Raw genomic sequence first — 24,251 nt, 5'->3', positions numbered from 1 at the left:
ACGCCTTGTTTTGGGGGGGGCCGTTCGACCAAAGGCGAATATGGGACGCCAGGGAGGAACACTCGACAAACATCAGCCGGTTCACGTACGTCGTCCCGTTTCGTAGCCGCGTGCGGAAATCGAGTAAGAAGATTTCGGAGGTAAGAAAATGATGAAATGCAACATCCATTCGATTTTGGCAATTTTCCTGCCTCCAAAATCTTTCTACCTCCCTACTTGCCCCGACATCCTGTCGCGTCGATGGGAATCTGGAACGAGACGGTCACAGGTCGTCCCCCTCGGTTCCACCTCGCGTTTGCCGTGAAGTCTACTCCGATCGGTCGGCCGCCATTTTATCGCGCAGTTCCTTGCAGGCATCCGAAGGGTTGCTGCAAAGGGAGCAACTGGTGCTGCCGTCCTCGTTGGTCTTGCTGGCCAATCCGCCGCATGACCCGCTGATCGAGCGGCGCCCGAAAACGACTCCGATCGCCATCGCGAACAACAGAATTGAAAACACGCCAAAGGTGATCACGGCGACCGGCACAAGCGCCTCCAACCACCCCGTGTTGTCAGCGGCATCGGGCGCCGCCTGGGCGTACTGTGCCAAAATTCCCGTGCCTGCCATCTGATACTCCTTTGCATCGGTTCGCGAGACGAGCAAGGTGTGGATGTCATCTTGTTTCGCGATCGCCAGCGCCGGATTTTGTCCCAAGACGTTCAATGCAGTCGCCCAGCCGTCGGCCTGCATGCAAGTTTTTGCGATCACGGTCACCGAAGCGAGGTCGTGTTCCACCGGCGCACCGGTCCGCGGGTCGATCGTGTGTGAATATCGTTTTCCATCAACGACGTACATGTTCCGGTAATCGCCGGAGGTAGCCATCGCGTTGCCCGCCGGTTCGTTCATCAACATCGCGTGGGCGATCATCACCGTATCCTGGGCTGCATCGGGCAGTTGAATCCCGACCTTCCAAGGGCCGCCCGGTTTGTCGCCGCTGGTTCGCACCTCGCCGCCGATCTCCACGAACACGTCGCTGGCCCCCAACTGGGATAATTTATCGACGACTCGGTCGACGCCGTGCCCCTTGGCGATCGATGAAAGATCGATCTGCAACTCGGGGATCTGTTTTTTCAACCCCGGCGGATCGGTGCGGACGTCCAGCTTTTTGTAGCCCACCGTCGCCATGACTTGCTTCAGCGTGTCCGCGTCGGGAACCGTTCTGCTACGTTCGGTCGGCCCAAAGCTCCAGGCGTTGACCAATGGCGCGACCGTGATGTCGAACGCGCCGTCAGTTTTCTCGGCGATGGATTGCGCCTCGGTGACCACGGCGGCAAACTCGCTGCTGACCGCGAACCAATCCGTGCTGGTCGACCGATTGAATTGAGAGATTTCGGACGACTCCAGATACGTCGACATCTGGTCGTTGACGCGTCTCAGTTCGGCATCGATTGAAAACCGCAGCGTCTGGTCATCCACCGCCTCCGCCCCGGCGACTTTGACCATGTAGCTGGTGCCCATCGTCTTGCCGCGAAATTCTCGAATCGTCCGCGGCCCGGTATCGTTCTGGCCGGATTGATCCTGAGCGGTGGCTGTCGTGCTGCCGAACCAGACGGCTGCTGAAATAAGAAACGCGACCAGCAGCAGTGCCCGTCGCGTTTGTTGGATCGTCATTCTTATTACCGAAAGTGGGGAATTGGCGGTGCCGACTCCGTCGGTCTCGTGGGAGTCGCCGTGTTCTCCGAACTCGGCGTCCGAAAAAGCGAAGCTCCGCCCCGCGCCAACTTCGGAGAGGACGGCGACTGTCCAGTCCAATCAAATGCGAAGCTGCGACGGAATGCTAGCCTACCATCGACGGTCCGACAGGCTGGGAGAGTCTCCAAGCTTTCGTGTACGAGCCGCTTAACCGCCGAAGTCGTCGTAGGCGATGTTTTCCGGTTCGACCCCCAGATCGTCGAGCATGCGGAACACCGCTTGGTTCATCATCGGCGGGCCACAGATGTAGTACTCGATGTCCTCGGGCGCCGGGTGTTTGCTCAAGTAGTTGTCCAACAGCACTTGGTGGATGAACCCTTGGTAGCCGTCCCAATTGTCTTCGGGCAGCGGGTCCGAGAGAGCGATGTTGAACTTAAAATTCGGGAATTCTTCTTCGATACTGCGGAAGTGGTCGATGTAGAACAGCTCGCGGAGACTTCGACCGCCGTACCAGTAGCTGACCTTTCGATCCGTCTTTTGACGCTTGAACAGTTCGAAGATGTGACTTCGCAGCGGCGCCATCCCGGCCCCACCACCGATGTAGACCATTTCGGCGTCGGTATCCTTGATGAAGAACTCGCCGTAGGGACCGCTGATGGTCGCCTTGTCACCGGGTTTCAGGCTGAAGATCCAGCTGCTCATTTTCCCCGGCGGCAATTCGGGGTTGCGGGGCGGCGGAGTGGCGACGCGGACGTTCAGCATGATGATGCCTTTTTCGCCCGGGTAGTTCGCCATCGAGTAAGCACGGATCACGGGCTCGTCGACCTTGGAAACGAAACGCCAGATGTCGTACTTGTCCCAGTCCTCGTGATACTCTTCTTCGATGTCAAAGTCTTTGTAGTTGGCCACATGCGGCGGGCATTCGATTTGGATGTAACCGCCGGCCTTGAAATTGACGTCTTCGCCTTCGGGCAACTCCAGCACGAACTCCTTGATGAAGGTTGCCACGTTGTGGTTGCTGCGGACGGTGCAATCCCATTTCTTGGTGTCGAAGGCTTCGGCGGGGACCTCGACGTTCATGTCCTGTTTGACGGCGACTTGGCACGACAAACGCTCGCCTTCGCGGGCGGCCTTTTTGGAAATGTGGTCCTTTTCGGTCGCCAGGATCTCACCGCCGCCCTCGTGAACCTTGACCTTGCACTGGGCACAGGTGCCACCACCGCCGCAGGCGCTGGAGACGAACACGCCGGCGTCGGCGAGGGCCCCCAACAGTTTACCGCCGGCGGGAACCTCGATCTCTTTTTGGTCATTGATCATGATCTTCACCGGTCCTGAAGCGACGAGTTGCGCTTTCGCGCCCAGGATCAAGACCACCAATGCCACCACGACCAGGGTGAACATTGCGATGCCAAGGATTACGGTACCCATTTCGGATCGATACTACTTTAAGGTTTCTAAAAGGACGTCTTGTCAAAGTTGATAACGCGGAGGGATCACAGGCAGCGTTACAGCTGGATTCCGCTGAAGGACATGAAGGCCAGCGCCATCAGTCCGACGGTGATGAACGTGATTCCTAAACCGCGAAGCGGCGGCGGGACATCACTGTATTTCATTTTTTCTCGGATTCCGGCCAGCGCCGCGATCGCCAACGCCCAGCCGAGCCCGCAACCGAGTCCGTAGGTGCACGATTCGGCGAACGAATAGTTGCGTTCCTGCATGAACAGCGACGCACCCAAGATGGCACAGTTCACCGTGATCAGCGGCAAGAAAATCCCCAGGGTGTTGTAGAGGGCGGGGAAGAACTTGTCCAAGAACATTTCCAGGATCTGGACCATCGCCGCAATCACACCGATGTAGCTGATGAATCCCAGAAACGTCAGATCGACCGATTCGAAGTAGCCCGGTGAGACCGGCAGAAAGCCCTCCGCCCACGTCAGGGCACCTTTCTTCAGGAACCACGCGTAGATGAACTGGTTGGCCGGCACCGTGATCGCTTCGATCACGATCACCGCGATCCCCAGACCGATCGCCGTTTTGACGTTCTTGCTGATCGCCAAGAACGTGCACATCCCCAGGAAGAACGCCAACGCCAGGTTTTCGACGAAGACCGCTTTGAGCAGGATGCTGAGATGGGTTTCAATGATTTCTGACATGGTTCTTTCCTCAGGACTCTTCGATTTGTTCCGGTTTGTATGCTCGGATCAACCAAATCAGGAAGCCGATCAAGAAAAACGCACTCGGGGGCAACAGCATCAAGTTGTTGGGGTTGTACCAACCGCCGTTCCGATCCAGCGGCAAGATGACGTAACCCAGCAGTGTTCCGCTGCCGAGCAGTTCGCGGAAGAAGGCGACGAACAACAGCACCAGACCGTAACCGAGTCCGTTTCCGATTCCGTCCCAGAAACTCAGCCAGGGGCCGTTCTTCATCGCGAAGCCTTCGGCGCGACCCATCACGATACAGTTGGTGATGATCAGTCCGACGAACACGGACAGTTGTTTGCTGATGTCGAACAGGTAAGCCTTCAGCACCTGGTCGACGACGATCACCAACGAGGCGATCACGGTCATTTGGACGATGATCCGGATGCTGCTGGGGATGTACGTCCGGATCGCACTGACGGCCAGGTTGCTGAACGCCGTCACGGCGATCACCGCGATGGCCATCACGATCGACGTTTCCATCTTCGTCGTCACCGCCAGAGCGCTACAAATCCCGAGGATTTGCAAGGCGATCGGGTTGTTGTCGACCAACGGGTCGACGATCACAGATTTTGTAGTTCTTTCAGCCATCTTTTCAGGACCCCGATGTCTCCGACTTGCTGTTCTTCAGTTGTGACAAGAATGGTCCGTATCCATCCTCGCTGGCCCAGTAACGCAACAGATTCGTCACGCCCCGGCTGGTAATGGTCGCTCCGGACAACCCGTCCACCGCGTAAGGATTTCCTTCCGGTGCGGTTCCCTTGTAAACCATCGCGGCCGGCTCGCCGCTGTCGTTGTAAAGCTTCTGGTCTTCCCACTGAGCCTTCCAGGCCGGGTTGTCGACTTCGCCGCCCAGCCCGGGCGTTTCGGCGTGCTGGTAGAACGTCAAACCCTGGATCGTTTCAAGATCGTTCTTGAGAGCCAAGTAGCCGTACAGCGTGGACCACAGGCCCTTGCCGTAGACCGGCAACACGACCTGCTGGAAGTCTTCAGTGCCGGGCTTTTTGACGAAGTACACCTTGGCCACCTTTTCGCGACGGCCGACGCCTGGATCGTACGGCGTTTCACCGATTTCGATGCTGGAGTCCGCCTTTTCGGCCGCTTCACGCGGGTCATACGCCGCGGTGTCCATGTCGGTGACAAACTCGCCGGTTTGCAGATCGACCAATTCCTCGCTGACCCAAGCGTACAGCTCGTCGATTTGTTCCCGCGAGAGCTCACTGGCCGGTTTGCCGTACTCGCCGATCGACAGCCCTGCGGCATCCAGAATGTTCTTCTGGCGATCGAGCATCTTATTCTCTTCCTGCTTGCCCTTCAGCCCGACAGCGGCGACGCTGACGACCAGCGAGCAAACGACGCATAAAATGGTCGCCGTCAGCAGAGTATTAACAGTTGAATCACGTTGTGACATAGCGTGCCATCCTCCGGCGAACGTTTGCGGAAACAACGAAGTAATCGATCAAGGGTGCGAACACGTTGCCGAACAGAATGGCCAACATGATGCCTTCGGGGAATGCCGGGTTGATACAGCGAATCAACACCGTCATGAAACCGATCAGCCCGCCGTAAATCCATTTTCCTTTTTCAGTCATCGAGGCACTGACCGGGTCAGTGGCCATGAACACCAATCCGAACGCCAAGCCGCCGACGACAAAGTGCCAGTAAAACGGAACACTCATCATCGGGTTGCTGCCGGTTGTGACACCGTTTAGCAACAGCGAGGTCGCGGCGACGCCGCCCAAGACACCCGCCATGATCTTCCAGGATCCGATTCCGGCGCCGATCAGAATCGCAGCTCCGATCAAGCACATCAGGGTGCTGGTTTCGCCGACGCATCCTTGGACGGTTCCCAGGAACGCACTCATCCAGGTGATCGGTTCGGTCCAGGTGACTGGGTCCGAAGCTCCCAGGGAATAGTTGACCGATTCCAGCGACGCCAACGCCGCATTGGTCTCTCCACCTGGATCGGGAGTGGCCACTGCCATCTGGCCCAGCGCGGTCGCGCCGCTGAACCCGTCCACGGCCGTCCAGACTTTGTCGCCGCTGATTTGGCCGGCGTGAGCAAAGTACAGGAACGCGCGACTGGTCAGCGCCACGTTCAGGAAGTTACGTCCGGTGCCGCCGAACACCTCTTTGGCCACGATCACGCCGAACGCGATCCCGACGGCCACCTGCCACAGCGGAATCGATGCCGGCAACGTCAGCGGGAAGAGCAATCCGGTGACCAGGAAGCCTTCGTTGATCTCGTGCCCCCGCAGGACACTGAAGACCATTTCGATGTGACCACCGACGAACATGCAGACGAAGTAGATCGGGATGAAAAAGATCGCACCGAGCACCATGCAGTCGGCGATGCTCCCCGGGTCATTGGTGAACCCTATCGCGTTGTGGATCGTGTAGTGCCAATCGCCGACGTAGCGTTCACCGGCTTCAGCGGCCCGCTGGATGGCGGTGTTCGCCTGGTAGCCGACGTTCCACATCCCAAAGAGCGTCGCGGGCACCAAAGCCATCACGACGGTGATCATCATTCGCTTCAGATCGATGTTGTCACGCACGTGCGTTTGCCCGTGAGTGGTTTCGCCCGGCGTGTACAGAAACGTGTCAATCGATTCGTACACCGGATACGCGATCTGCAGCGGTCCGCCTTTGTCAAAAAGCGGATGGACCTTGTCCAGAGCAGCGCGGAGTGCTTTCATTGGTCAGTCTTGCCCAATAACGGTTTTTTCTGAGTAAATGGAACGGTCGGCTGCTCGGAGCCGTGTCCGCCTAAATGATTTCAACGGTCCCGATCAGCCTTCACGCTCGATCGTGGTCAGGTTTTCGCGAAGCAGCGAGCCATATTCATATTTTCCGGGACAGACAAACGTGCATAACGCCAAGTCTTCCTCCTCCAGTTCCAGGACGCCCAATTGCTGCGCCTGGTCGGTGTCGCGGACGATCAACGCTCGCAGCAATTGCGTCGGCAGAATATCCAGCGGCATGACTTTCTCATAAGTCCCCAGCGGCACCATCGCCCGTTCGCTGCCGCCGGTGCTGGTCGTGAAAGCGAACTTCTGATTCGGCAACATCGACGAGGCGAACACGCGGGTCGTGCTGAACTTGTCAAACCCCGGCTTTTGCCAACCCAAAAACTCGCGCTCGTCGCCTTCGGCAATCACCGAAATCTGGGTGTGGTAGCGGCCCAAGAAATTGTGCGGCGGATTGGCGGTGCGACCACAGAGCACCGAACCGGAAATCTGACGGACTTTAATGCCGGCGTCGAACTCGCCCTCGGTCAGTTGGCTGATGTCGGCCCCGAGACGGGTTTCCAGCAAACGCGGTTTGCCGATCACCGGACCGGCCAACGAAATCACGCGGCGAACGTCCAACTTGCCCGTCGTCAGCAGGGCACCGATCGCCATCACGTCTTGGTAACCCAAATACCAGACCGACTTGTTCGGGCCGACCGGGTCCAGCTCGTGAATGTGTGTGCCGACCAGACCCGCCGGGTGGGGGCCGCCGAACTCGGTCACCGTGACGCCTTCGACCGCACCGCCGGGAATCTCCGACCCAGGCGCCTTGCAGACGTGGACTGCACCGTCGGTCAACTTGGTGATCGCCGTCAAACCCAGAATGAACTGATCCTTGCGGTCGGCCATCGCGGTGGCCGGGCACGCGGCCAACGGGTTCGTGTCGATCGCTTGGACAAAAATCGAACTCGGCTTGGTTCCCGGCACCGGAACCTTGCCGTAGGGGCGGGTTCGCAGCGACGTCCACAGCCCGCTGGTGAGCAACAATTCGGTCAATGCGGCGGCATCCATCGAACCGACGTCGCCGACTTCAAAATTGACCACATCGGAATCCGATGGCGAAGGATCGACGTCGATCACGACCGCCTCGAATTTTCGTTTTTCACCCCGAATCACGTCCGCGACCGTGCCCGCCGCCGGAGACGTGTAGGTCACTCCCTCGGTTTTTTTGTCGGTAAACAGCGGCTGGCCCAGCTTCACCTTGTCCCCCGGAGCCACCAACATCGTGGGCTTCATGCCGATGTAATCGTCGCCGACCAACGCCACTTGCGTGACCGGTTTGGCAACTTCGATGTGCTGGGCGGGGGTGCCGAGGATCGGAAGATCCAATCCTTCTTTGATCGTGATCATAGGCTTCGAAAAACGGTTGGACGCGCAAGGAGACTAAAAAACAAGCGCTGAAACAAAATCAGGCACTGAAATACCAAGCAGACAATATCCAGCGGACAAAAATCGAACTGACAAAGATCTCACAGACAGGGAACACTTTGTGATTTTTTTCACAAGCAAGCCGCGAGTAAATGCCCACATCAGTGGGCGACGAAAACTGCCATGTCGTTGGTCAGGGAATATTACATAGCTGACCATTACTCGCAACGGTACACCGATCAGCGGAGGGGCGAGCGGCGCTGGCAAATGTTTTAGGGGCCGTGATACGCCAGTGCAAACGCCTAGCGAAGCTGACAGACACACGACGGGAAAGGTCTAGCGAGAAATCGCCCAACCGTATTCACTATCTGTCGGAAAAGGTCTTTCTTTTCCTCGCCATGACTCCAACGGTTGTTGCAAATCTTCAGATCGTACCGAGTTCTCTCTCACCCCCTGCAAGTGTTATTTCGTGACCCAATCCACTTTGGCCGATCGCCGCACCGATATTCGAAACGTTGTCATCATCGCCCACGTTGACCACGGAAAAACCACGCTCGTTGATTGTCTGCTGCGGCAAAGCGGTCAGTTCCGCGATGCCGAATTGAAGGGCGAGCGGATTTTGGATTCGAACGACTTGGAACGGGAGCGTGGGATCACGATTCTGTCTAAAAACATTGCGATCCCCTACCGCGACGTGAAGATCAACTTGATCGACACCCCCGGGCACGCGGACTTCGGCGGTGAAGTCGAGCGTGTGGTGACGATGGCCGACGGTTGTCTGGTGTTGGTCGATGCGGCGGAAGGCCCGATGCCGCAAACGCGTTATGTACTGGAGAAAGCGTTGGCCGCGGGGGTCAAACCGATCATCGTGGTCAATAAGATCGACCGCCCCGACGCCCGTTCGCCCGACGCACTCGATGAGGCGTTGGAACTGTTGGCCGATCTGGGCGGCGAAGACCAGTTGGATTCGGTCGCCTATGTGTTCGCCAGCGCGAAAGAAGGCTACGCGACGACCGACCCCGACCAGCCGACCGAGGACATGCGGCCGCTGCTGGACTTGCTGGTCGACCACCTGCCGGGGCCGGAAATCGACGCCGAGTCGCCGCTGCGGATGCTGGTCACGACGTTGGACTGGAGCGAATACGTGGGCCGAATCGCGGTCGGACGAATCGAAGCGGGGCAAATCCGCGCCGGCCAGACGATCGAGCTGCATCAAAAAGGCGGGCCGGTCAAACAGAAGGTCGCCGGATTGTACGTCTTTAATAACTTGGGCCGGGTCAAAACCGACGTCGCCAGTGCCGGTGACATCGTAGCGATCGAAGGGTTGGAGAACGTCGAAATCGGTGACACGGTTTCGGCGGTCGACGCCGATAACGCCTTCCAGCGGCCCGCCGTCGATGAGCCGACCCTGGAGATGGTGTTCGCCGTCAACTCCTCGCCGATGGCCGGCCGTGAAGGCAAGTACGTCACCACGCGGCAGATCAAGGCGCGGCTGGAAAAGGAACTCGAACGCAACGTCGCCCTACGTGTGGAAATGATTCCGGGCACGGAGGCTTACGCGGTCAAGGGACGTGGCGTGCTGCACTTGGCCATCTTGATCGAAACGATGCGCCGCGAAGGGTTCGAGCTGAGCGTCGGCAAACCGCGCGTCATCAACCGCGACATCGACGGCAAGCCGCACGAGCCGTTCGAATCGCTGCGGGTGGAGGTTCCCACCGAAGCGATGGGCCCGGTGATGGAGTTGGTCGGATTGCGACGCGGGACGCTGGACGAAATGAAGCAGCGCGGTGAGTACAGCTTGCTGCGATTCACGATCCCCTCGCGAGGTCTGATCGGGCTGCGAACCCGATTGCTGAACGCCACCCGCGGAACCGCCGTGATTCACCACCGTTTCGACAGCTATCGACCGGTCGAGCCCGACGTGCCCCGCCGCGCCAACGGTGTCTTGATCTCGATGGTTTCCGGAAAAACGATGCCGTTCGCCCTGTTCGCCCTCCAGGACCGCAGCGACCTGTTCGTCGGCCCCGGAGTGGACGTTTATGAAGGCATGATCGTGGGCGAAAACGCCCGCGACAACGACATGAACGTGAACCCCTGTCGCGAAAAGAAACTGACCAACATGCGGGCCTCGGGAAGCGACGAAAACGTGATCCTGAAACCGCCGCGCGACATGTCGCTGGAGGCGGCGTTGGAATACATCGAGGATGACGAGTTGGTCGAAGTCACCCCGGAGAACATCCGCCTGCGCAAAATCCTGCTCAAGGAATCCGACCGCCGTCGCAACAACCGGAAATAGTTTCGACCTGGCCAGGCAATCTGGGAAAGCCAGAAGGCAGAATGATACGGGGCAGAATGATCAAGCCATGATCCTGCCGCTCAGTTTCCCAGCCGACACGAGCTGAACGGCAGGTGAAAATCCTACCATCGTCTTGCCCCCATCATTCTGCCTCCCACCCGATTCCCACACTCCCGAACCGGTGAACCGATTGGCCACGGCGGCGTAGTACGTGATAATGTAATGGCACGTCAGGCCGCCCCCTCTCCCATTCCCCGGACAGCATTTCAATGACTTCCAAATCGTTCTCCCTGACACTGGGACTTCTAGCCGCCTTCGGTTTCGCCGTTCTGCCGGGCTGCCAAGACAAATCGACCACGACGGTGACCGAGGCATCCGATTCGGATCATGCCCACGATGGTCACGATCATGACGAGCATGGGGACCACGACCACGGGGATCACGAAGGCCACGACCACGGCGACACGCACGCCGAAGAACACAGCCATGACTTCGAGACACTGGCCGAAGCGTTGGAGGAAATCGAATCGTTGCGTGACACGATTCGCGACGAGTTTGCCGCCGGCGATGCCGACGCTGCCCACGACCCGCTGCACCACATCGGTGAAGTCCTGATCGCGACCGAGAACATGATCAACGCGATGGAAGACTCCGAACAAAAGACCGCGGCGGCGGCCGCAGTCGAATCGCTCTTGGATGATTTCACCGTCGTCGACCAAGGGCTGCATGGCAGCGAAGAAAGCAAGAGCAAAGGGAAATCGTACGACGACGTCAGCGAGTCGATCGACAAGGCGATCGAAACCTTGAAAAAGGAAGCCAAGTAATGTCTCGATTCTCCTCCACCGCGATCCTGCTGGCGTGCGGGGTCTCGATCTGTGTGCTGGCGACCGGTTGTGGCGACGCCCCCGCCCCGGTTTCCCAGGACACCACCATGACCAGTTCGCAGCCCGCGCAGGCGACCGCGACGTCGTTGGTGCTGGCGGAAATGCCTGAGGGAGATATCTCGACACCGACCGAGGTCAAGGAATCGGGAGAGCAGGCCGTCTCAGTCATTCTGGGTGGCCGGATTGACGCCGGTGAAGCGGATCCATTCCAACCCGGGGAACTGGCATTCATGATTTCCCAACTGCCCGACGAGGGACACGGCGAAGGTGATCCCGACCATGCCGACAACTGCCCGTTCTGCAAACGCAAGCTGGAAAACGCGCCGCGGGCGATCGTGCAGTTCAAAGGCAGCGACGGCAAGGTGCTGCAAGGTGATTCGCGACAAACGCTGGCCCTCGAAAAAGGCGATGTCGTTTATGTCACCGGAATGGCGCAGTACAACGCAGCCGTCAACACCGTGATGGTCAACGCCACAGGCGTGTTCCGGAAGTCCGGTCAGTAATTTTGGTCTCTCCGATCGGGTTTGCTAGCCAGAGAATTGCGAGCGGCCGCTGACGCTGCTAATCTACAGCGGCAGGACGAGGCCGGTTTTCGCGACCGGCCATCCCGCTTCCGCTCGTCACATCCCTCTCAGAACCACGCGCAATGTCGGCCACCACTACGGAAAACAACGGTGAAATCTTGGTTGTCGGATTCATGGACAGCAAGATTCTGGACAGCCAGCGGATCGAACAAGTCGGTCGCGAGCTGCAAGACGCCGTTCCTCAAGCCATCCACAAAAAGTTGTTGCTGAACTTTCGTGGCGTCTCCTTCATGTCCTCGGCGATGATCACCAAACTGGTGATGCTGAACAAAAGCTGCAAAGCTCAAGGGGTGGCACTGAAGTTCTGTGAAGTGTCCCCGAACGTCCTGGAAGTGTTCAAGATCACGAAACTGAACAAACTGTTCGACATCCAAGGCAGCGAAGACAAGGCGATCGCGAGCTTCGAAAAGAAAGGTTGGTTCGGTTGATCCCACCCGGCGACGTGACAGGTAACGGCGTCCCGGAGGATTCCGCATCGCCATCCTCGGGTTTGACCGCGGCCCAGATCACCGCGGCCCAGATCACCGCGGCCCAGATCATTGACCTGGAACGCGCCCAGATCGGTCACGACTTGCATGATCTGCTGATCCCGCTGATCTTTGCCGCGTCGGCCAACCTACAAGCCGCGCTGCGGTCATCCGGCGAGAACCCCTTCAGCGCCGAGGATGTCCCGGGGCTGCTCGAGAGGATCGCCAAGTCGGACGATTGGTTGCAGCAAGCGCTCGCGCTCAGTCGCAACCTGCTGACGCAGATCTATCCGCCCGAGTTGAGCAATCTGTCGTGGCTGGCCGCGGCCAAAGACACCGCGGCGCGCATCGGTGGCGATGACTGCGAGATCACCTGGACGATCGACCCGGCCAGTCCGGTCTGCGATCCGAACTGGGACCGCGACTTGGCAACGACCGCCTATCGGGTCATGATCGAAGCGTTGCGAAACGCGATCCGTCACGGCAATGCGAAATCGATCCTCATTACTTGCACGCCCGATCAGATGGAGATCGTCGACGACGGAGCCGGGTTCGCCCCCGAATCGATCGATCCGAGCCGTTTCGGGATCCGGTCCATGAAAGGCCGTGCGATGCTGGTCGGAAAGACCGTGGCGATCCGATCCGCCCCCGGCGGCCCGACCACGGTCACGATGACGCTGTAGTCATCGTCCGCCGCTAAGTTTTCGATTGGGCTGGACAGTCGCCGTCCTCTCCGAGGTCGGCGCGAGGCAAAGCGTAGCTTTTTCGCGCACGCCGAGTTCGGAGAACACGGCGACTCTCCCCTAGAAAGGAGGTCGACCCCGCCACTCACCTTGCCGTCGGGACCGGATCGGGTTCCAGCAGCGGGCCGCGTTGGGGGTAGCCGCCGTCGACGTTGATTTGGACCGTCAGATGACGCCGCCACTGGTCATCGTTATGAGTCGGATGATCGCTGCGGAAATGCACACCGCGTGATTCCGTACGCACCAGGGCCGAGGAGACCATGATGGCGGCAGTCGTCAGCAGGTTTTGCAGTTCCCAGCCGGCTTCGTCTTCGAATTGGTGGTTCATCGCATAAGCGGCGAACGAGCGAATCGTGTCCGCGGCTTTTTGCAACCCTTCGCCGTCACGCTGGACTCCGACCAGTCGTCCCATCAGACTTTTCAGCGAGATCCGCACGTCGTCGATGTCGAACGACTCGGTGGACGCGGTCGCGGGATGGCGGATTTCCATCGCACGCATTTCGTGGTCGCCCTCGCTGGCCGACCTCGATGCGGCCCCGCCGGCCGCGGCGCCATAGACCAAGCCCTCCAACAAACTGTTGCTGGCCAGTCGATTCGCGCCATGCAATCCGCTGCTGGTGACTTCGCCGGCCGCCCACAGCCCCGGCAAACTGGTGCGGCCTTGCCGGTCCACCGTGACGCCGCCGAGCATGTAGTGTGCACCGGGACGGACCGGGATTCGATCACTGGTGATGTCTAAGCCGAACTTGCCGCAAAGGTCGGCGATGCCGGGAAAGCGGGCCACGACGTGTCGTCCGTCCAGATGCGACAGATCCAGGTAAACACAGGGATGCGAGGTCGCCTGCATCTGTCGAATGATCGATTGACTGACGACGTCCCGCGGCGCCAACTCGGCCCGCTGGTCATAGTCCGGCATGAATCGGTGGCCGTTGGAATCCACCAGGTAGGCGCCTTCGCCACGAATCGCTTCGGTGATCAATGATCGCGAAGACCCGGCGATGTACAGCACCGTGGGATGGAACTGCATGAACTCCATGTCGCTCAGTTGAACGCCCGCACGATAGGCCAACGACGACCCATCGGCGGTGGCGACCGGCGGGTTGGTCGATTCACGAAAGATCTGGCCGGCCCCACCGGTGCACAGGATGGTTTCCTTGGCCCAAACCATCATCGGCGGGCCGCCATTTTCGGAAACGATCGCGCCACGACATTGGCCGCCGTGGGTCAGCAAATCGATGGTGAAGGTGTTTTCCAAGATGCAGACATTCTTCAGCGAACGCGTGCGCTGGATCACCGCCCGCATGATCTCCGCACCGGTCGCATCGCCCTGGGCGTGGACGATCCGTTCATGCGAATGACCGCCTTCGCGACCGAGTTCCAATTCGCCTTCTTCGAGATCAAACTGAGTCCCCCAGCGAACCAATTCCTCGATCCGCCCCGGCCCCTCGCGGACGACCATGTTGACGACGTCCGCATCGCACAGGTTTGCACCGGCAACCAGCGTGTCACGAATGTGGTTTTCAAAGCGATCCTCGGGATCCAGCACGCTGGCGATCCCGCCTTGGGCATAGGTGCTGTTGGATTCGCGCAACACATCCTTGGTGACCACCAAAACGCGTTGGTGCGAATCGACCGCGTTGGCCGCCCTCAGACCCGCCAGTCCGCCACCGATGATCAACACATCGGTGAATCTGTGAACCGCATGACGGGTGTCAAAGGGGACCAGATATCGCGGCGTCATCATCAGTGCAGGGTCCCAGGCGGGCGTAAACATGTCAGACGCCAAATGCGTCCCAACGGGCTAGTTTACGCCCTCGGAGCCGCTTTTGAAACAACCCCCTACAGCGACTTGAGAAACCAAGAAACTTTTTTGGCGAACTGGTCGATGTCGGTCCCGACCCATCGCTCAAAGTCGTTCAGACGGGCCAACCGGTCATAGGGCTGATAGGTCCCTCGCGACGAAGTTCCCGACAAGACCGCCGCAAATTGGTCCGGTTCGCGTTCGGCCAGATAGAACATCATCGCCCACGCGACCGCGTAGGCATCGCCGGTCGTTTGGGGGTTGTTGAACATTTCGTTGGCGCCCACCAGATCGCGTACCGCATCGGCAAATTCCGGGGATTGACCACCGTCATAACGCACGCGAATTTGATTCAAACTGCCTTGGTTGGCACGCTCACGCGTGTGCAGTCCCGATTGGCCACCCACCATCGATTCGGGTTCGAACATCTGCCCGATGCCTTCGGTGACCCAACGCGGCGTGATCACGATTCGGCTGTGCACGTTGTAGTTGTAGGCCGACTGGTGGGCCGCCTCGTGCCGGACCGTGTCGGCGATGAACCGCAAATGCCCGCCGTCGTGCGTGATCACACGATTACTCTCTCGGGCATAAATTCCCGCCACACGTTTGGCGTCGACGTTCATGCGTTCCAGTTCCAAATACATCGCCGCCGAATCGGGCATGACCACCGCCACCATCGGAAAACGCCCACGGCGAATCTTGACGCCTCGCCGCGACATGTAAGCGATGAAGGCGCGGTGAGAGCGTTCAAACAGCTGCGGCCAACGCTGCCCACGTCCGCGGGGCTGGACCACCAAAAAATGCTGTGTGGTCACCACCTCGAACTCGCGCCCGTACTCCTTTTGCAACGACACCTTCATCTCCATCGTCGTCGCGGGCTGGTACGCGGCGTCAAGCGTGCGGATGTTTTCCTTTGCTTTTCCGGTCAACGTATGAAGTTGCCCGTCGCGAGCCAGCACGATCAGCTCGGAAGGAAAATCCATGATCGGGATTCCCAACAACGCATTGCTACCCATCGTAAACTCGATCAATCCCGGCGAAGCGGCGCGGCACTCTTTGACCGGTGAAACGACCAGTGCGGCCAAGCCCAACAGTAGCGACGTTGCGGCAACGGAGTTCGCCGTAAATCGTGAATGAAACGGCGAGAGAGCTTGGTGGCGCGCGAGGGTTCGATTCATCGTGGCTGCGTGATTCAAAGTGTTGTGAAGCATGGTCCGGCGAGCTCTGGTAACATGGAGCCTTCCAAACCTAGCTCAAAAACGCCCTCGTTCCGGGCCGGAACCCGTTGTGGAGAAGAGATGAATCGAACGGTCGAAACGATTTTTCCGGCAGCGCTCCGTCGCGGCGCCGTCGCAGTCGCCCTCGCGGGGTGCGTCACCTTCGTTTCGCTCGGCGTCCGCAACGCCGGCGGACAAGTCGTTGGCGATTCCAACGATGTCAGCCGAAACTTCGACGAGTTAACTGAGGACGACTCGGCGGACGCCGCCCCGATTTCCAAAGACGATGTGCTTGATTGGGTCGACCAGTTGGACGCGCGCAAGGCCAGCGATCGCAGAGCGGCCGAAAAAGCGTTGATCGAAGCCGGCGCCGACGCTTTGCCGTTCCTGCCGGAATCACGCCCCGAGTTTTCGATCGAAGCCAGTGAGCGACTTTCTCGCGTCAGAGCGGTCCTGATGACGTTGAAGACGAAACGGCAAGCCAAGGCGATTCGGATCCGCCTGGGCGACGCCAAAACTCTCGGCGACGCCTTGGAAGCGATCAGCCGCGAAAGCCGGATCGAATTTGAACACTCCGCCGACGAGTCACTGCCGATCCAATGCTCCAACGCGCCGCTATCGTTCTGGCACGCCGTCGACCTGGTATTGGACCAAACCCAGCTGGACATCAACCACTACGGCGGCGATCGTGAAACGTTGCAATTGGTCCCACGCCAGGAGAACCGGCAATCACGCGTCGATTCGGCGGCCTACAGCGGCGTTTATCGAATCGAGCCGACCGCGATCAGCGCCCGCCGCGTCTATAACCGACCCGAACAAAGTGGGTTGAACCTGTCCATGGAAATCACCTGGCAACCCGGGATGACGCCGATCGGGCTGACCATCCCCGTCGCCCAACTGTCGGGCAAACTGGACGACGGCCAGACGCTGAAACCGCAAACGACCGAGAACACCATCGACATCGCAGCGAACAGTGAATTGGCATTCAGCGAGTTCTACCTGCCGCTGGAGTTGCCCACCGAAACACCGGTCAAGATCGACTCGCTGCGGGGAACCATTCAATCGCTGCTGCCCGGCAAACGCCACTCGTTCGAACTGCCGCTCAACGACGTCGGCGCCGATCAAACCGTCGACGCCATGACGGTCAAACTGGAACGCGTCGCGCGCAACGGGGGACTTTATGAAGTCCGTTTTTCGGTCGAACTGAAGGACGCCGACCGGGCGCTGGAAAGCCACCGCCAGTGGATCTTTCAAAACCCGGTTTACGTCCTGGATGCCCAAGGCAATCGAGTGGAAAACCTGGGATATGAACTGTACCGCCAGTCCGAATCCGGCGTCGGCATGGGATACCTGTTCGAGATCGCGAATCTTGACGGCGCGAAACTGGTGTATGAATCTCCGACAAGCGTGGTTCGCAATGAAGTCGATTTCGTCCTGCAAGACATCCCGCTTCCATGAATCTGTCTCGTCTCGCTACATCGCTGGTTACCGTTACCGCAGTCCTGGTCCTGGTGCTGCCGACGTCGCGGAGCGTCGCACAAGAGTCCTTGCGGCCGTCTGACCCGATCGCCGCGATTGATGGTGACCCGATCCTGCTGGGCGAACTCAATTACCTACTCGCGTCCAAGCTGAAGGTAAAAGACCTCTCGGACGTCAATCTGGATGTCCAACGGGCGTCCAGCGCGCTGCTGGTCCGCCAACACATGGCCCTCCAAACGCTTCGCCAGCAGGGCGGGACGGACCTGCAGACGTTGCTGGATCGTGATTGGGAAGAGTTCTTGGTCGCGTTGCGCCGTAAGGGTTTGAACCTGGACGAGTATTGCAAACAGTTCCAATCGGATGAGCGCAGCGTTCGTCAATCCCATGACTGGGATTCGGCTTGGCGACGTTATCTGAAAAGCATGATGACGGATGCCAACTTAAAACGCTATTACGAACTCCACCACGAAAACTATTCCTCAGCCCGCTGGAACGTCTCGCATCTGTTCATCGCCGTGGACAAACAGAGCCGCGATTCCCAAGCCATCGCCGAACAACGAATTCAGGACATCACGTCACAACTGCAAGAAACGTCGGATGCGGCGGAGGCGCTCAAAACAAAATTCGCCGAGCTTGCGGTCCGCGAAAGCGAAGGGGCGACGGCCGACAAAGGCGGCGGCATCGGCTGGGTCTCGCAGCCCGGCGATCTGCCCACCGCGGTCATGAAAGCGATCCGTGAAACCGAAACGGGGTCGGTGACGCCGCCAGTCCTCAGCCCGCTCGGTTACCACCTGGTCCTGGTGCACGAAAAGAAAGTGGAGCGAGTGGCGTATGAAGACGTGTCCGATTTAACGCCGCTGCGTCGCGATGCGGCGACCGCCCTGTTCGACGCCTTGGTCGCTCGTCATGGCAAGGCCAAGGTGGTCTGGTACGTGAAGCAGTTGCAGCCACCCGGGAATTGATCGGCGCAAAAAAAAACGCGTCCAGGGGGTTGGGGCAAAACCACCTGAACGCTAACGGTGGCAACTGCTTGCCCTCGCTGGTGGAAAGGGTAATACGCGCGCCCTCACTCGTCGAGTGGAAACTCCTCATCTTTCCTTCATATGTCCGTTAATTCTCGGGGCACGGACAAACCCGCCGCAACACAGTGCCGTCTGGGCACACTTTTCGGGCGGCGAAGTGGCGGATACCCGCCACCGCCGGTGACCGCTGTCGGTCCGGCGCCGTCTAGGCCATCAGCCCGGACAAGGCACCATCACCACAGAAATCCGGATTGCCGAACGTCTCCTCGGGCATCCCCATGCCCTCGAGCAAGCTGAGCAGCAAGCGGTTGTGGGCGACCTTGCCGAAGTCGTAGGCCTGGCCGAATTGGAAATCCAATCCGCCGCCGACCATGACAAACGGGATGTCGTTGCGGGTGTGCGAGTTGCCTTTGCCGAGCTCATTGGTCCAGATGATGGTGGTGTTGTCCAACAACGATCCATGACCAGACGGATCCGGCGTTTCCTTCATTCGCTTTGCCATGTACGCGACCTGTTCCGCATACCAGGTGTTGATCTGAATCAGTTTCTCATAGGCTTCTTCGTTGCTGTCGGGTTCATGCGACAACCCGTGGTGACCTTCGTTGATGTCCAACCACTTCATCCGCGGTTGCCCGACGCTGTTGGTGATTTGGAAACTCGCCACGCGAGCGAAATCGGCGACGAAGCTGTTGACCAACAACTCCGTTTGCATCTTGGTGATCTGGGGCATGTTGTCGTTCTGCTCTTCGATATTCGGAGGCAGCTTGGGGACGGCATGTCCGGCGGAATCGTTTTTCGTCGCGGCGGCGAACTCCGTCTTCAGGTCCTTTTCAACATTGCGAACCAGATCCAAGTGAAGATCCAGCAGGTGACGGTCTTCGCTGCTAAGTGACTTGCTGACCCGATTGAAATCGCCGGCCAAATCGTCCAGGACGCTCGCAAGCATCTGACGGTTCTTCGTTTGCCCGTACAGCTTGTCAAACATCTGGTAGGGATCGCTGATCGGCGCAACCGGCTGGTTGGGGCCGGCGTAGGACATCCGGGTCCAGGTGTCGGCGCGGTCGGGCACCATCACACCGAACTCCAACGACCCGAATCGTGTTCGTGTCGCCGCGTCGGCTTGCAAACGATTCTTGATGTGCTGGTCGACCGAAATGCCCATCGACCATCCCGCCGGCGTGTCGCTTCCGCCCTGGATATCACCCGGGAACAATTCGATCCCGGTCAACAGACATCCGATGCCGCGCATGTGGCCGTCGCCGTCACCCTGGATCCGATTACAGATCCCTTTGACGGTCAACATCTGGTCTTTGAACTCACCCAACGGTGCGAGGATGCGTTTCAGGTCGTAGTCCTTGCCGGTCGAGTCGGGCCAAAAGTGTTTCGGGATCACACCGTTGGGACTGAAGACAAACACCACTCGTTTTCGTCGCGCCGATGCTTCGGCACCCAACGAAAGACTGGGAAGCCCCATCAGCAAACTCGCTGCGGCAGAACTGACACCTAACTGTGCAAGAAACTCACGTCGATTCATTGAAGCTCTCCTTATTGAACTCTTCTGTCGCAACCACGACCGCGATCTCGACAATCAGGCGGCGCATCTGGAAATCGTTCTCGCGAAACCGTCTCACTAATTCATCGGCAACCTCTTCACCGTAGGCGGCGAGCGGTTGCTTTGCAAAATGCTCGAACACGCGTTCGACAAACGCGCGGTGGGCGTCCTCGTTTTCAGCCAAGAAACGCGCCAAGTCTGCCGGCGACGCAAACTGCACCTCGCGACCGTCCCGCGTCACGTAGCCGCCGGAAGCATCGATCGGCTTTCCTTTTTCGGTCTCGCGATAGCGGCCGACCGCATCATAGTTTTCAAGCGGAAATCCGAGGGCGTTGATCTTCTGGTGGCAGACCTGACACTTGACTTCGCCGGTTTGAAGCTCGACCCGTTGCCGCGTCGTCAGTTCCGGATGCAATTCCGGATTGATCGGCGTGAAGGCTTCGTTGGGCGGCCGAAGGGTACGGCCGAGGACACGCCGAATCAGGAACACGCCGCGATGGATCGGTGACGTGGTGTCGTAATAGCTCAGGTGTCCCATCACCAGCGGATGGGTCAGCACACCGAACGACTTTCCCTGGGCCGGCTTGCTGCGAACCAGCCGGTCGCCTTGCGTTTCCGAATCCGGTTGCCAGCCGTCGCCGTAAAAATTCGCCAAACGCTCGTTGGTCCAATTCCAATCACGCAAAAACAATTGCCGATAGTCACTCGAATCGGACCAGAACACGTCGCCGAGCGTCAACTCCAACGAGCGACGCAAATCCAACAACAGTGCGGCATCGAAGCCGGCATATTTTTCGGGGTCCTTGGAAACCTCCGCCGCCGGATCGACGTCCAGCCAATCGAAGAACATTTCCATCACTTTGCCGTGCAGTCGCGGATCATCCGACATTCGCAGGGCGGCTTGCCGGACGCGTTGTTCGGCTTGCTGCCGGGCCGTTTTCGGATCGGCCTTTGGATCGACGGCAAAACTTCCCTTGTCGGCCTGATCCTGCAACCAGGCATCCGAGGGCAACGAATCGTACAGCGTCAACGCCAGCCGATTGGCGACACGCCGGCTGACCGGAGCACTTTCGTCCAACGTCGGGTACAAGAACCGAGGTGATTTGATGATCATCAAACACGCCCGTGCGATCGCCATCTGATCGTCTTCGACCGCGTCCACCTGCGCATCGACGTACAACCGTTTGGTTTCTTCGTCGATCGAACCGCGAAAGGCGACCGACGCCAGTTCCTCCAGGAACCCACGCAACCGGCCGCGGTTCTCGTCGGAATCCTTGCGGTGCTTGCGTTTGTATTGCGGCCACAGTTCTTTGACGGCGATGTCACCAAACTCCAACGCCGCTGCGGTGATCGCGTCTTCCCACTGGCGATCGACCCGCGTTCCACGGTCGTATCCATAGCTGCGGTCATCCGGTGGCAACTTGGTTTGCAAGGCGAAACCGCTCGGCAGAGTCGACGGCAACAAGTACTCCGTGGGGATCACCGTTTCCGTCCCGCCGGGAGGGACCCAACGCAACGCAAACTTGGCCGGTGGTTGCTCGGTCTTTCGTTTCCGTTGGGTGAAATCGATTTGAATCGCGTATTGCCGCCCGCCGATCAAGTTCAACGTACGACGAAACTCCGTCTTCCCCTCGGACTGGACATGGTTGTCGATCAGCACGCTCTGGTGATGTCCGAACCGGACTTTCATCGAACACGTCGACTGCACGACGATTTCGTACCGCCCGCTGTGTTCGACCTGCAACGAACCCGACCAGTTGATGTAAAACTCTTCCGGCGTCACCCCTTCGACCGGCGACTCACGGCCGAAATCGAAGTCCAACACCGGGTCGATGCGTTCGACTTTCAGATGCTTTTTGTCCCAGCGACCGCTGTCGAAATACGAAGCACTCAGTCCCCGCTGCTCAACCCTGAACGGGGAACCAAAAAAGTGCTGGTACAAATCGGCCAGACTTTGTTGCAATTGTGTCCCGGTGAGCCGCGAAAATTGTTGCTTGGCAGGTCGATTGCGTAGCTGGGCCGCCTCGCTGTAAAACGATTCGTAAATGAACTCCGCAACGGCCTTCGCGTCTTCACCGACGCAATCTTCCGGATTTTCCTCGGGCATCGTGTCCGAGATGATTTCGGACAATTCACCGATCGAGGCATCGCCGACCAACGCATCGGCGTAGCCTTCGGTACCGCCCCGACCACCCTCGCCATGGCAGGACAAACACTGCTCGGCATAGATCTGCTTGCCTCGCGTCAAAGCATCACCGGACGTCTCAGCGGCCGCCCCGCCCGACGGAGGGGAAAGGAACCCGATCAGAAAACTCCCCAGACAAACGAGACCGGTCGCGGTGAACGGCCTGGATCGCAAGACCGCGAGGTTCCACACGCCGGAGCGGCGCGCTGCTGAAATCGCTTGAAAGCTCTTCATATAGGACGCTGATCAGGGTAGGGGACCGGTTTCAGGCACCGATTTCAGGCCCTGCCCGCCGGTTCGAATCATGAACGCATGACTCGTCCCGGGAGGATACATCGGCGTAAACCGAGCGGTTGGATCGGTTGCCTGCCCGTGTCGTGGCCGGACTGCGGGTGGGACCGTTCGCAATAGGGTCTGAATGCGGAGAAATCTGAATCGGGCCGCCGGCGTAGTCAGGTGGGTGTTTCACTACGCGTTAGGGGGTGGGAATCGAGCCTTAGCGACCCGATACCGTCTCATTAAACCAGATTTCGGCGCAGATTTGAATGGTTTGTGACAGAAATCTCGCAAATTACGACGTGAAACGCCCCTTGGCTGATTTGGGGTGATTCTGCGATACTACGCGGCCCAAGTCGCATACCAATCACTTTCACCACTCTTTTTTTCAGGCAGCCAGACCACCCACGGTGACCACCCTTCGGTGTCATGATTTTGCCGACGCGTCGTCGGTCCCGATGGAATGAATGTCTCGGCAAACCACTGACAGGACCACGAATGCTCAAGAATTTCTCGCCCAAGTCTCTTGGAATTAACGGACGCCAAAGCGAACTGATCGAACTGGCGCTGACTTACGGGTTTGCGTCGATGGACATCGACATGTACGAGATCCTGCGTCGCTCGCAGCGTACCACGGCCGATGACGCCGCCAAATTCTTGAAAGCGGCGATGGGCGAAGGCATGGGCCGGCTGGAACAAGTCGGTGGATTTCAACTGGAAATCAACCTGGACGCCGACGACGACGCCTTCACCAGCCAAGTCGGTGCGTTGCACCCGCTGACCGAACTGGCCGCCGACTTGGAAGCCACCCGAGCCTACATCACGCTGCCGGCTGCGACCGACCGGCTGCCGTACCACGAGTACTTCACGACCCAACAAAACCGACTGTCCCAAGTGGCCGAGGTCTTGTCGGCCAAGGGAATCCGTCTGGGTGTCGGTTTCAATGCGGCCAAGGTCCTGCGTGAATCCAAAGAGTTCGACTTCGTCCGCAACGTCGAAGGCTTGATCGCCATCGTCAAAGCGGTCGGCAATCCCAACGTCGGCTACATCGTCGACACCTGGGACTGGGCCGTCGGTGACGGTGGAATGGACCAGTTGAGCGAAATCCCGGGTTCGGAGATCGTCGCCGTCCGCTTGGGATCGCTGGCCGATGACGCCGATCCCGCCAAAGCCACCCGCGTGGATTGCGTACTGCCGACCGCCGAAGGTGGATTGAATCACGTCAACGTCGTCAAACACTTGATCGCCAGCGGATTCGAAGGGCCGATCAGCCCCTCCGCCTCGCCGACCCGCTACAAGGGCCAAACCCGGGAAAACACTGTCAAGGAAGCCCAAGAGGCGATCGATGCGATCTGCACCGCCGCCGGCGTCGAAGTCAAACCGCTGCCGATGGACCTGATCGAAGACATCCCCTACGAACCGACTCCGGTTGCCTAGTTCTCGGGACACGCGACTCTCTCGGAATGCCCCAGCGAGCGACAATTCCAGCGCCGCGCGGGGCATTTCATGATTCTGCCCCGGATCATTCTGTCATTCATGCTTCGTTCCCTGGCCCCGCCCCGGAACGGGCATTTCTGCTGGCTCCGCTCGGGCGGCCAAAGCCGTTCGATATGATCGCAGGATTTTGGCGTATTCGATTCCGCAAACCCTCGTGGGATCAGCCGTTTGGCGCCAGCCTACGGGCGTTCATCGATGCAGAGCCCTTTATCGATGTTGAGCG

19 protein-coding genes are annotated in these 24,251 nt (G+C 59.0%); 8 read left to right on the top strand and 11 right to left on the bottom strand.

Going from position 1 to position 24,251, the window contains the following annotated elements:
- Positions 1 to 307: 307 nt before the first annotated feature.
- The 7 genes from Mal15_RS14725 to Mal15_RS14695 form a co-directional block, all read right to left on the bottom strand.
- Positions 308 to 1,648 carry an FAD:protein FMN transferase gene (locus Mal15_RS14725; protein ID WP_147868472.1) on the bottom strand — a complete coding sequence of 447 codons (1,341 nt, stop codon included), beginning with the start codon at positions 1,646 to 1,648 and terminating at the stop codon, positions 308 to 310.
- Between the two features lie 228 nt (positions 1,649 to 1,876).
- On the bottom strand, positions 1,877 to 3,097 hold the full coding sequence (gene nqrF, locus Mal15_RS14720; RefSeq protein WP_147868471.1) for an NADH:ubiquinone reductase (Na(+)-transporting) subunit F: 1,221 nt from the start codon (positions 3,095 to 3,097) through the stop codon (positions 1,877 to 1,879).
- 77 nt (positions 3,098 to 3,174) lie between these two features.
- Positions 3,175 to 3,813 carry an NADH:ubiquinone reductase (Na(+)-transporting) subunit E gene (gene nqrE / locus Mal15_RS14715; RefSeq protein ID WP_182868321.1) on the bottom strand — a complete coding sequence of 213 codons (639 nt, stop codon included), beginning with the start codon at positions 3,811 to 3,813 and terminating at the stop codon, positions 3,175 to 3,177.
- A gap of 19 nt (positions 3,814 to 3,832) precedes the next feature.
- Positions 3,833 to 4,459 (bottom strand): NADH:ubiquinone reductase (Na(+)-transporting) subunit D, encoded by a 627-nt coding sequence (locus Mal15_RS14710; RefSeq protein WP_147868469.1) that lies wholly within the window; start codon positions 4,457 to 4,459, stop codon positions 3,833 to 3,835.
- Positions 4,460 to 4,463: 4 nt separating this feature from the next.
- Positions 4,464 to 5,279, bottom strand: coding sequence for a Na(+)-translocating NADH-quinone reductase subunit C (locus Mal15_RS14705; protein WP_147868468.1), 816 nt, complete (start codon positions 5,277 to 5,279; stop codon positions 4,464 to 4,466).
- A complete protein-coding gene (locus tag Mal15_RS14700; RefSeq protein WP_147868467.1) occupies positions 5,266 to 6,564 on the bottom strand; it encodes an NADH:ubiquinone reductase (Na(+)-transporting) subunit B in 1,299 nt (432 codons plus the stop codon). The genes Mal15_RS14705 and Mal15_RS14700 overlap by 14 nt, the downstream gene beginning before the upstream one ends.
- A gap of 93 nt (positions 6,565 to 6,657) precedes the next feature.
- Positions 6,658 to 8,007: a Na(+)-translocating NADH-quinone reductase subunit A gene (locus Mal15_RS14695; RefSeq protein ID WP_147868466.1), complete on the bottom strand. Its 1,350-nt coding sequence runs from the start codon at positions 8,005 to 8,007 to the stop codon at positions 6,658 to 6,660.
- 487 nt (positions 8,008 to 8,494) lie between these two features.
- On the opposite strand from Mal15_RS14695, the gene typA reads away from it, so the two are divergent.
- From typA to Mal15_RS14670, 5 genes are all read left to right on the top strand, one after another.
- Positions 8,495 to 10,321 (top strand): translational GTPase TypA, encoded by a 1,827-nt coding sequence (gene typA / locus Mal15_RS14690; protein ID WP_147868465.1) that lies wholly within the window; start codon positions 8,495 to 8,497, stop codon positions 10,319 to 10,321.
- 269 nt (positions 10,322 to 10,590) lie between these two features.
- Entirely contained in the window at positions 10,591 to 11,145 is a 555-nt protein-coding gene (locus Mal15_RS14685) for a hypothetical protein (protein ID WP_147868464.1), read from the top strand.
- A complete protein-coding gene (locus Mal15_RS14680; protein WP_147868463.1) occupies positions 11,145 to 11,708 on the top strand; it encodes a hypothetical protein in 564 nt (187 codons plus the stop codon). Before Mal15_RS14685 ends, Mal15_RS14680 begins: the two co-directional genes overlap by 1 nt.
- Before the next feature lie 143 nt (positions 11,709 to 11,851).
- A complete protein-coding gene (locus tag Mal15_RS14675; protein WP_147868462.1) occupies positions 11,852 to 12,217 on the top strand; it encodes an STAS domain-containing protein in 366 nt (121 codons plus the stop codon).
- A gap of 14 nt (positions 12,218 to 12,231) precedes the next feature.
- Positions 12,232 to 12,939, top strand: coding sequence for a sensor histidine kinase (locus Mal15_RS14670; RefSeq protein WP_233903449.1), 708 nt, complete (start codon positions 12,232 to 12,234; stop codon positions 12,937 to 12,939).
- Positions 12,940 to 13,084: 145 nt separating this feature from the next.
- Here Mal15_RS14670 and nadB read toward each other — a convergent pair whose 3' ends face one another.
- Together nadB and Mal15_RS14660 are read right to left on the bottom strand one after the other, a co-directional pair.
- Complete coding sequence (gene nadB, locus Mal15_RS14665; RefSeq protein WP_147872013.1) at positions 13,085 to 14,743, bottom strand: L-aspartate oxidase; 1,659 nt, start codon at positions 14,741 to 14,743, stop codon at positions 13,085 to 13,087.
- 95 nt (positions 14,744 to 14,838) lie between these two features.
- Positions 14,839 to 15,978 (bottom strand): DUF1570 domain-containing protein, encoded by a 1,140-nt coding sequence (locus Mal15_RS14660; RefSeq protein ID WP_167546823.1) that lies wholly within the window; start codon positions 15,976 to 15,978, stop codon positions 14,839 to 14,841.
- 120 nt (positions 15,979 to 16,098) lie between these two features.
- Between Mal15_RS14660 and Mal15_RS14655 the strand changes: the two genes are divergently transcribed.
- Positions 16,099 to 17,475 (top strand): hypothetical protein, encoded by a 1,377-nt coding sequence (locus Mal15_RS14655; protein WP_233903448.1) that lies wholly within the window; start codon positions 16,099 to 16,101, stop codon positions 17,473 to 17,475.
- Positions 17,472 to 18,458, top strand: coding sequence for a peptidylprolyl isomerase (locus Mal15_RS14650; protein WP_147868459.1), 987 nt, complete (start codon positions 17,472 to 17,474; stop codon positions 18,456 to 18,458). The genes Mal15_RS14655 and Mal15_RS14650 overlap by 4 nt, the downstream gene beginning before the upstream one ends.
- Before the next feature lie 265 nt (positions 18,459 to 18,723).
- On the opposite strand, the gene Mal15_RS14645 is transcribed toward Mal15_RS14650, so the two are convergent.
- The gene (locus Mal15_RS14645) at positions 18,724 to 20,052 is read right to left on the bottom strand and encodes a DUF1552 domain-containing protein (RefSeq protein ID WP_147868458.1); all 1,329 of its coding nucleotides are present in this window, start codon (positions 20,050 to 20,052) and stop codon (positions 18,724 to 18,726) included.
- Complete coding sequence (locus Mal15_RS14640; protein WP_147868457.1) at positions 20,039 to 22,489, bottom strand: DUF1588 domain-containing protein; 2,451 nt, start codon at positions 22,487 to 22,489, stop codon at positions 20,039 to 20,041. Before Mal15_RS14640 ends, Mal15_RS14645 begins: the two co-directional genes overlap by 14 nt.
- Positions 22,490 to 23,029: 540 nt before the next feature.
- Between Mal15_RS14640 and Mal15_RS14635 the strand changes: the two genes are divergently transcribed.
- On the top strand, positions 23,030 to 23,968 hold the full coding sequence (locus Mal15_RS14635; RefSeq protein ID WP_147868456.1) for a TIM barrel protein: 939 nt from the start codon (positions 23,030 to 23,032) through the stop codon (positions 23,966 to 23,968).
- The last annotated feature ends 283 nt before the right edge of the window (positions 23,969 to 24,251 follow it).

The sequence above is a fragment of the Stieleria maiorica genome (genome assembly GCF_008035925.1).
GTDB lineage: Bacteria > Planctomycetota > Planctomycetia > Pirellulales > Pirellulaceae > Stieleria > Stieleria maiorica.
The sequence above is the reverse complement of the archived record's forward strand: the minus strand, read 5'-3'. Positions and strand labels throughout refer to the sequence as shown.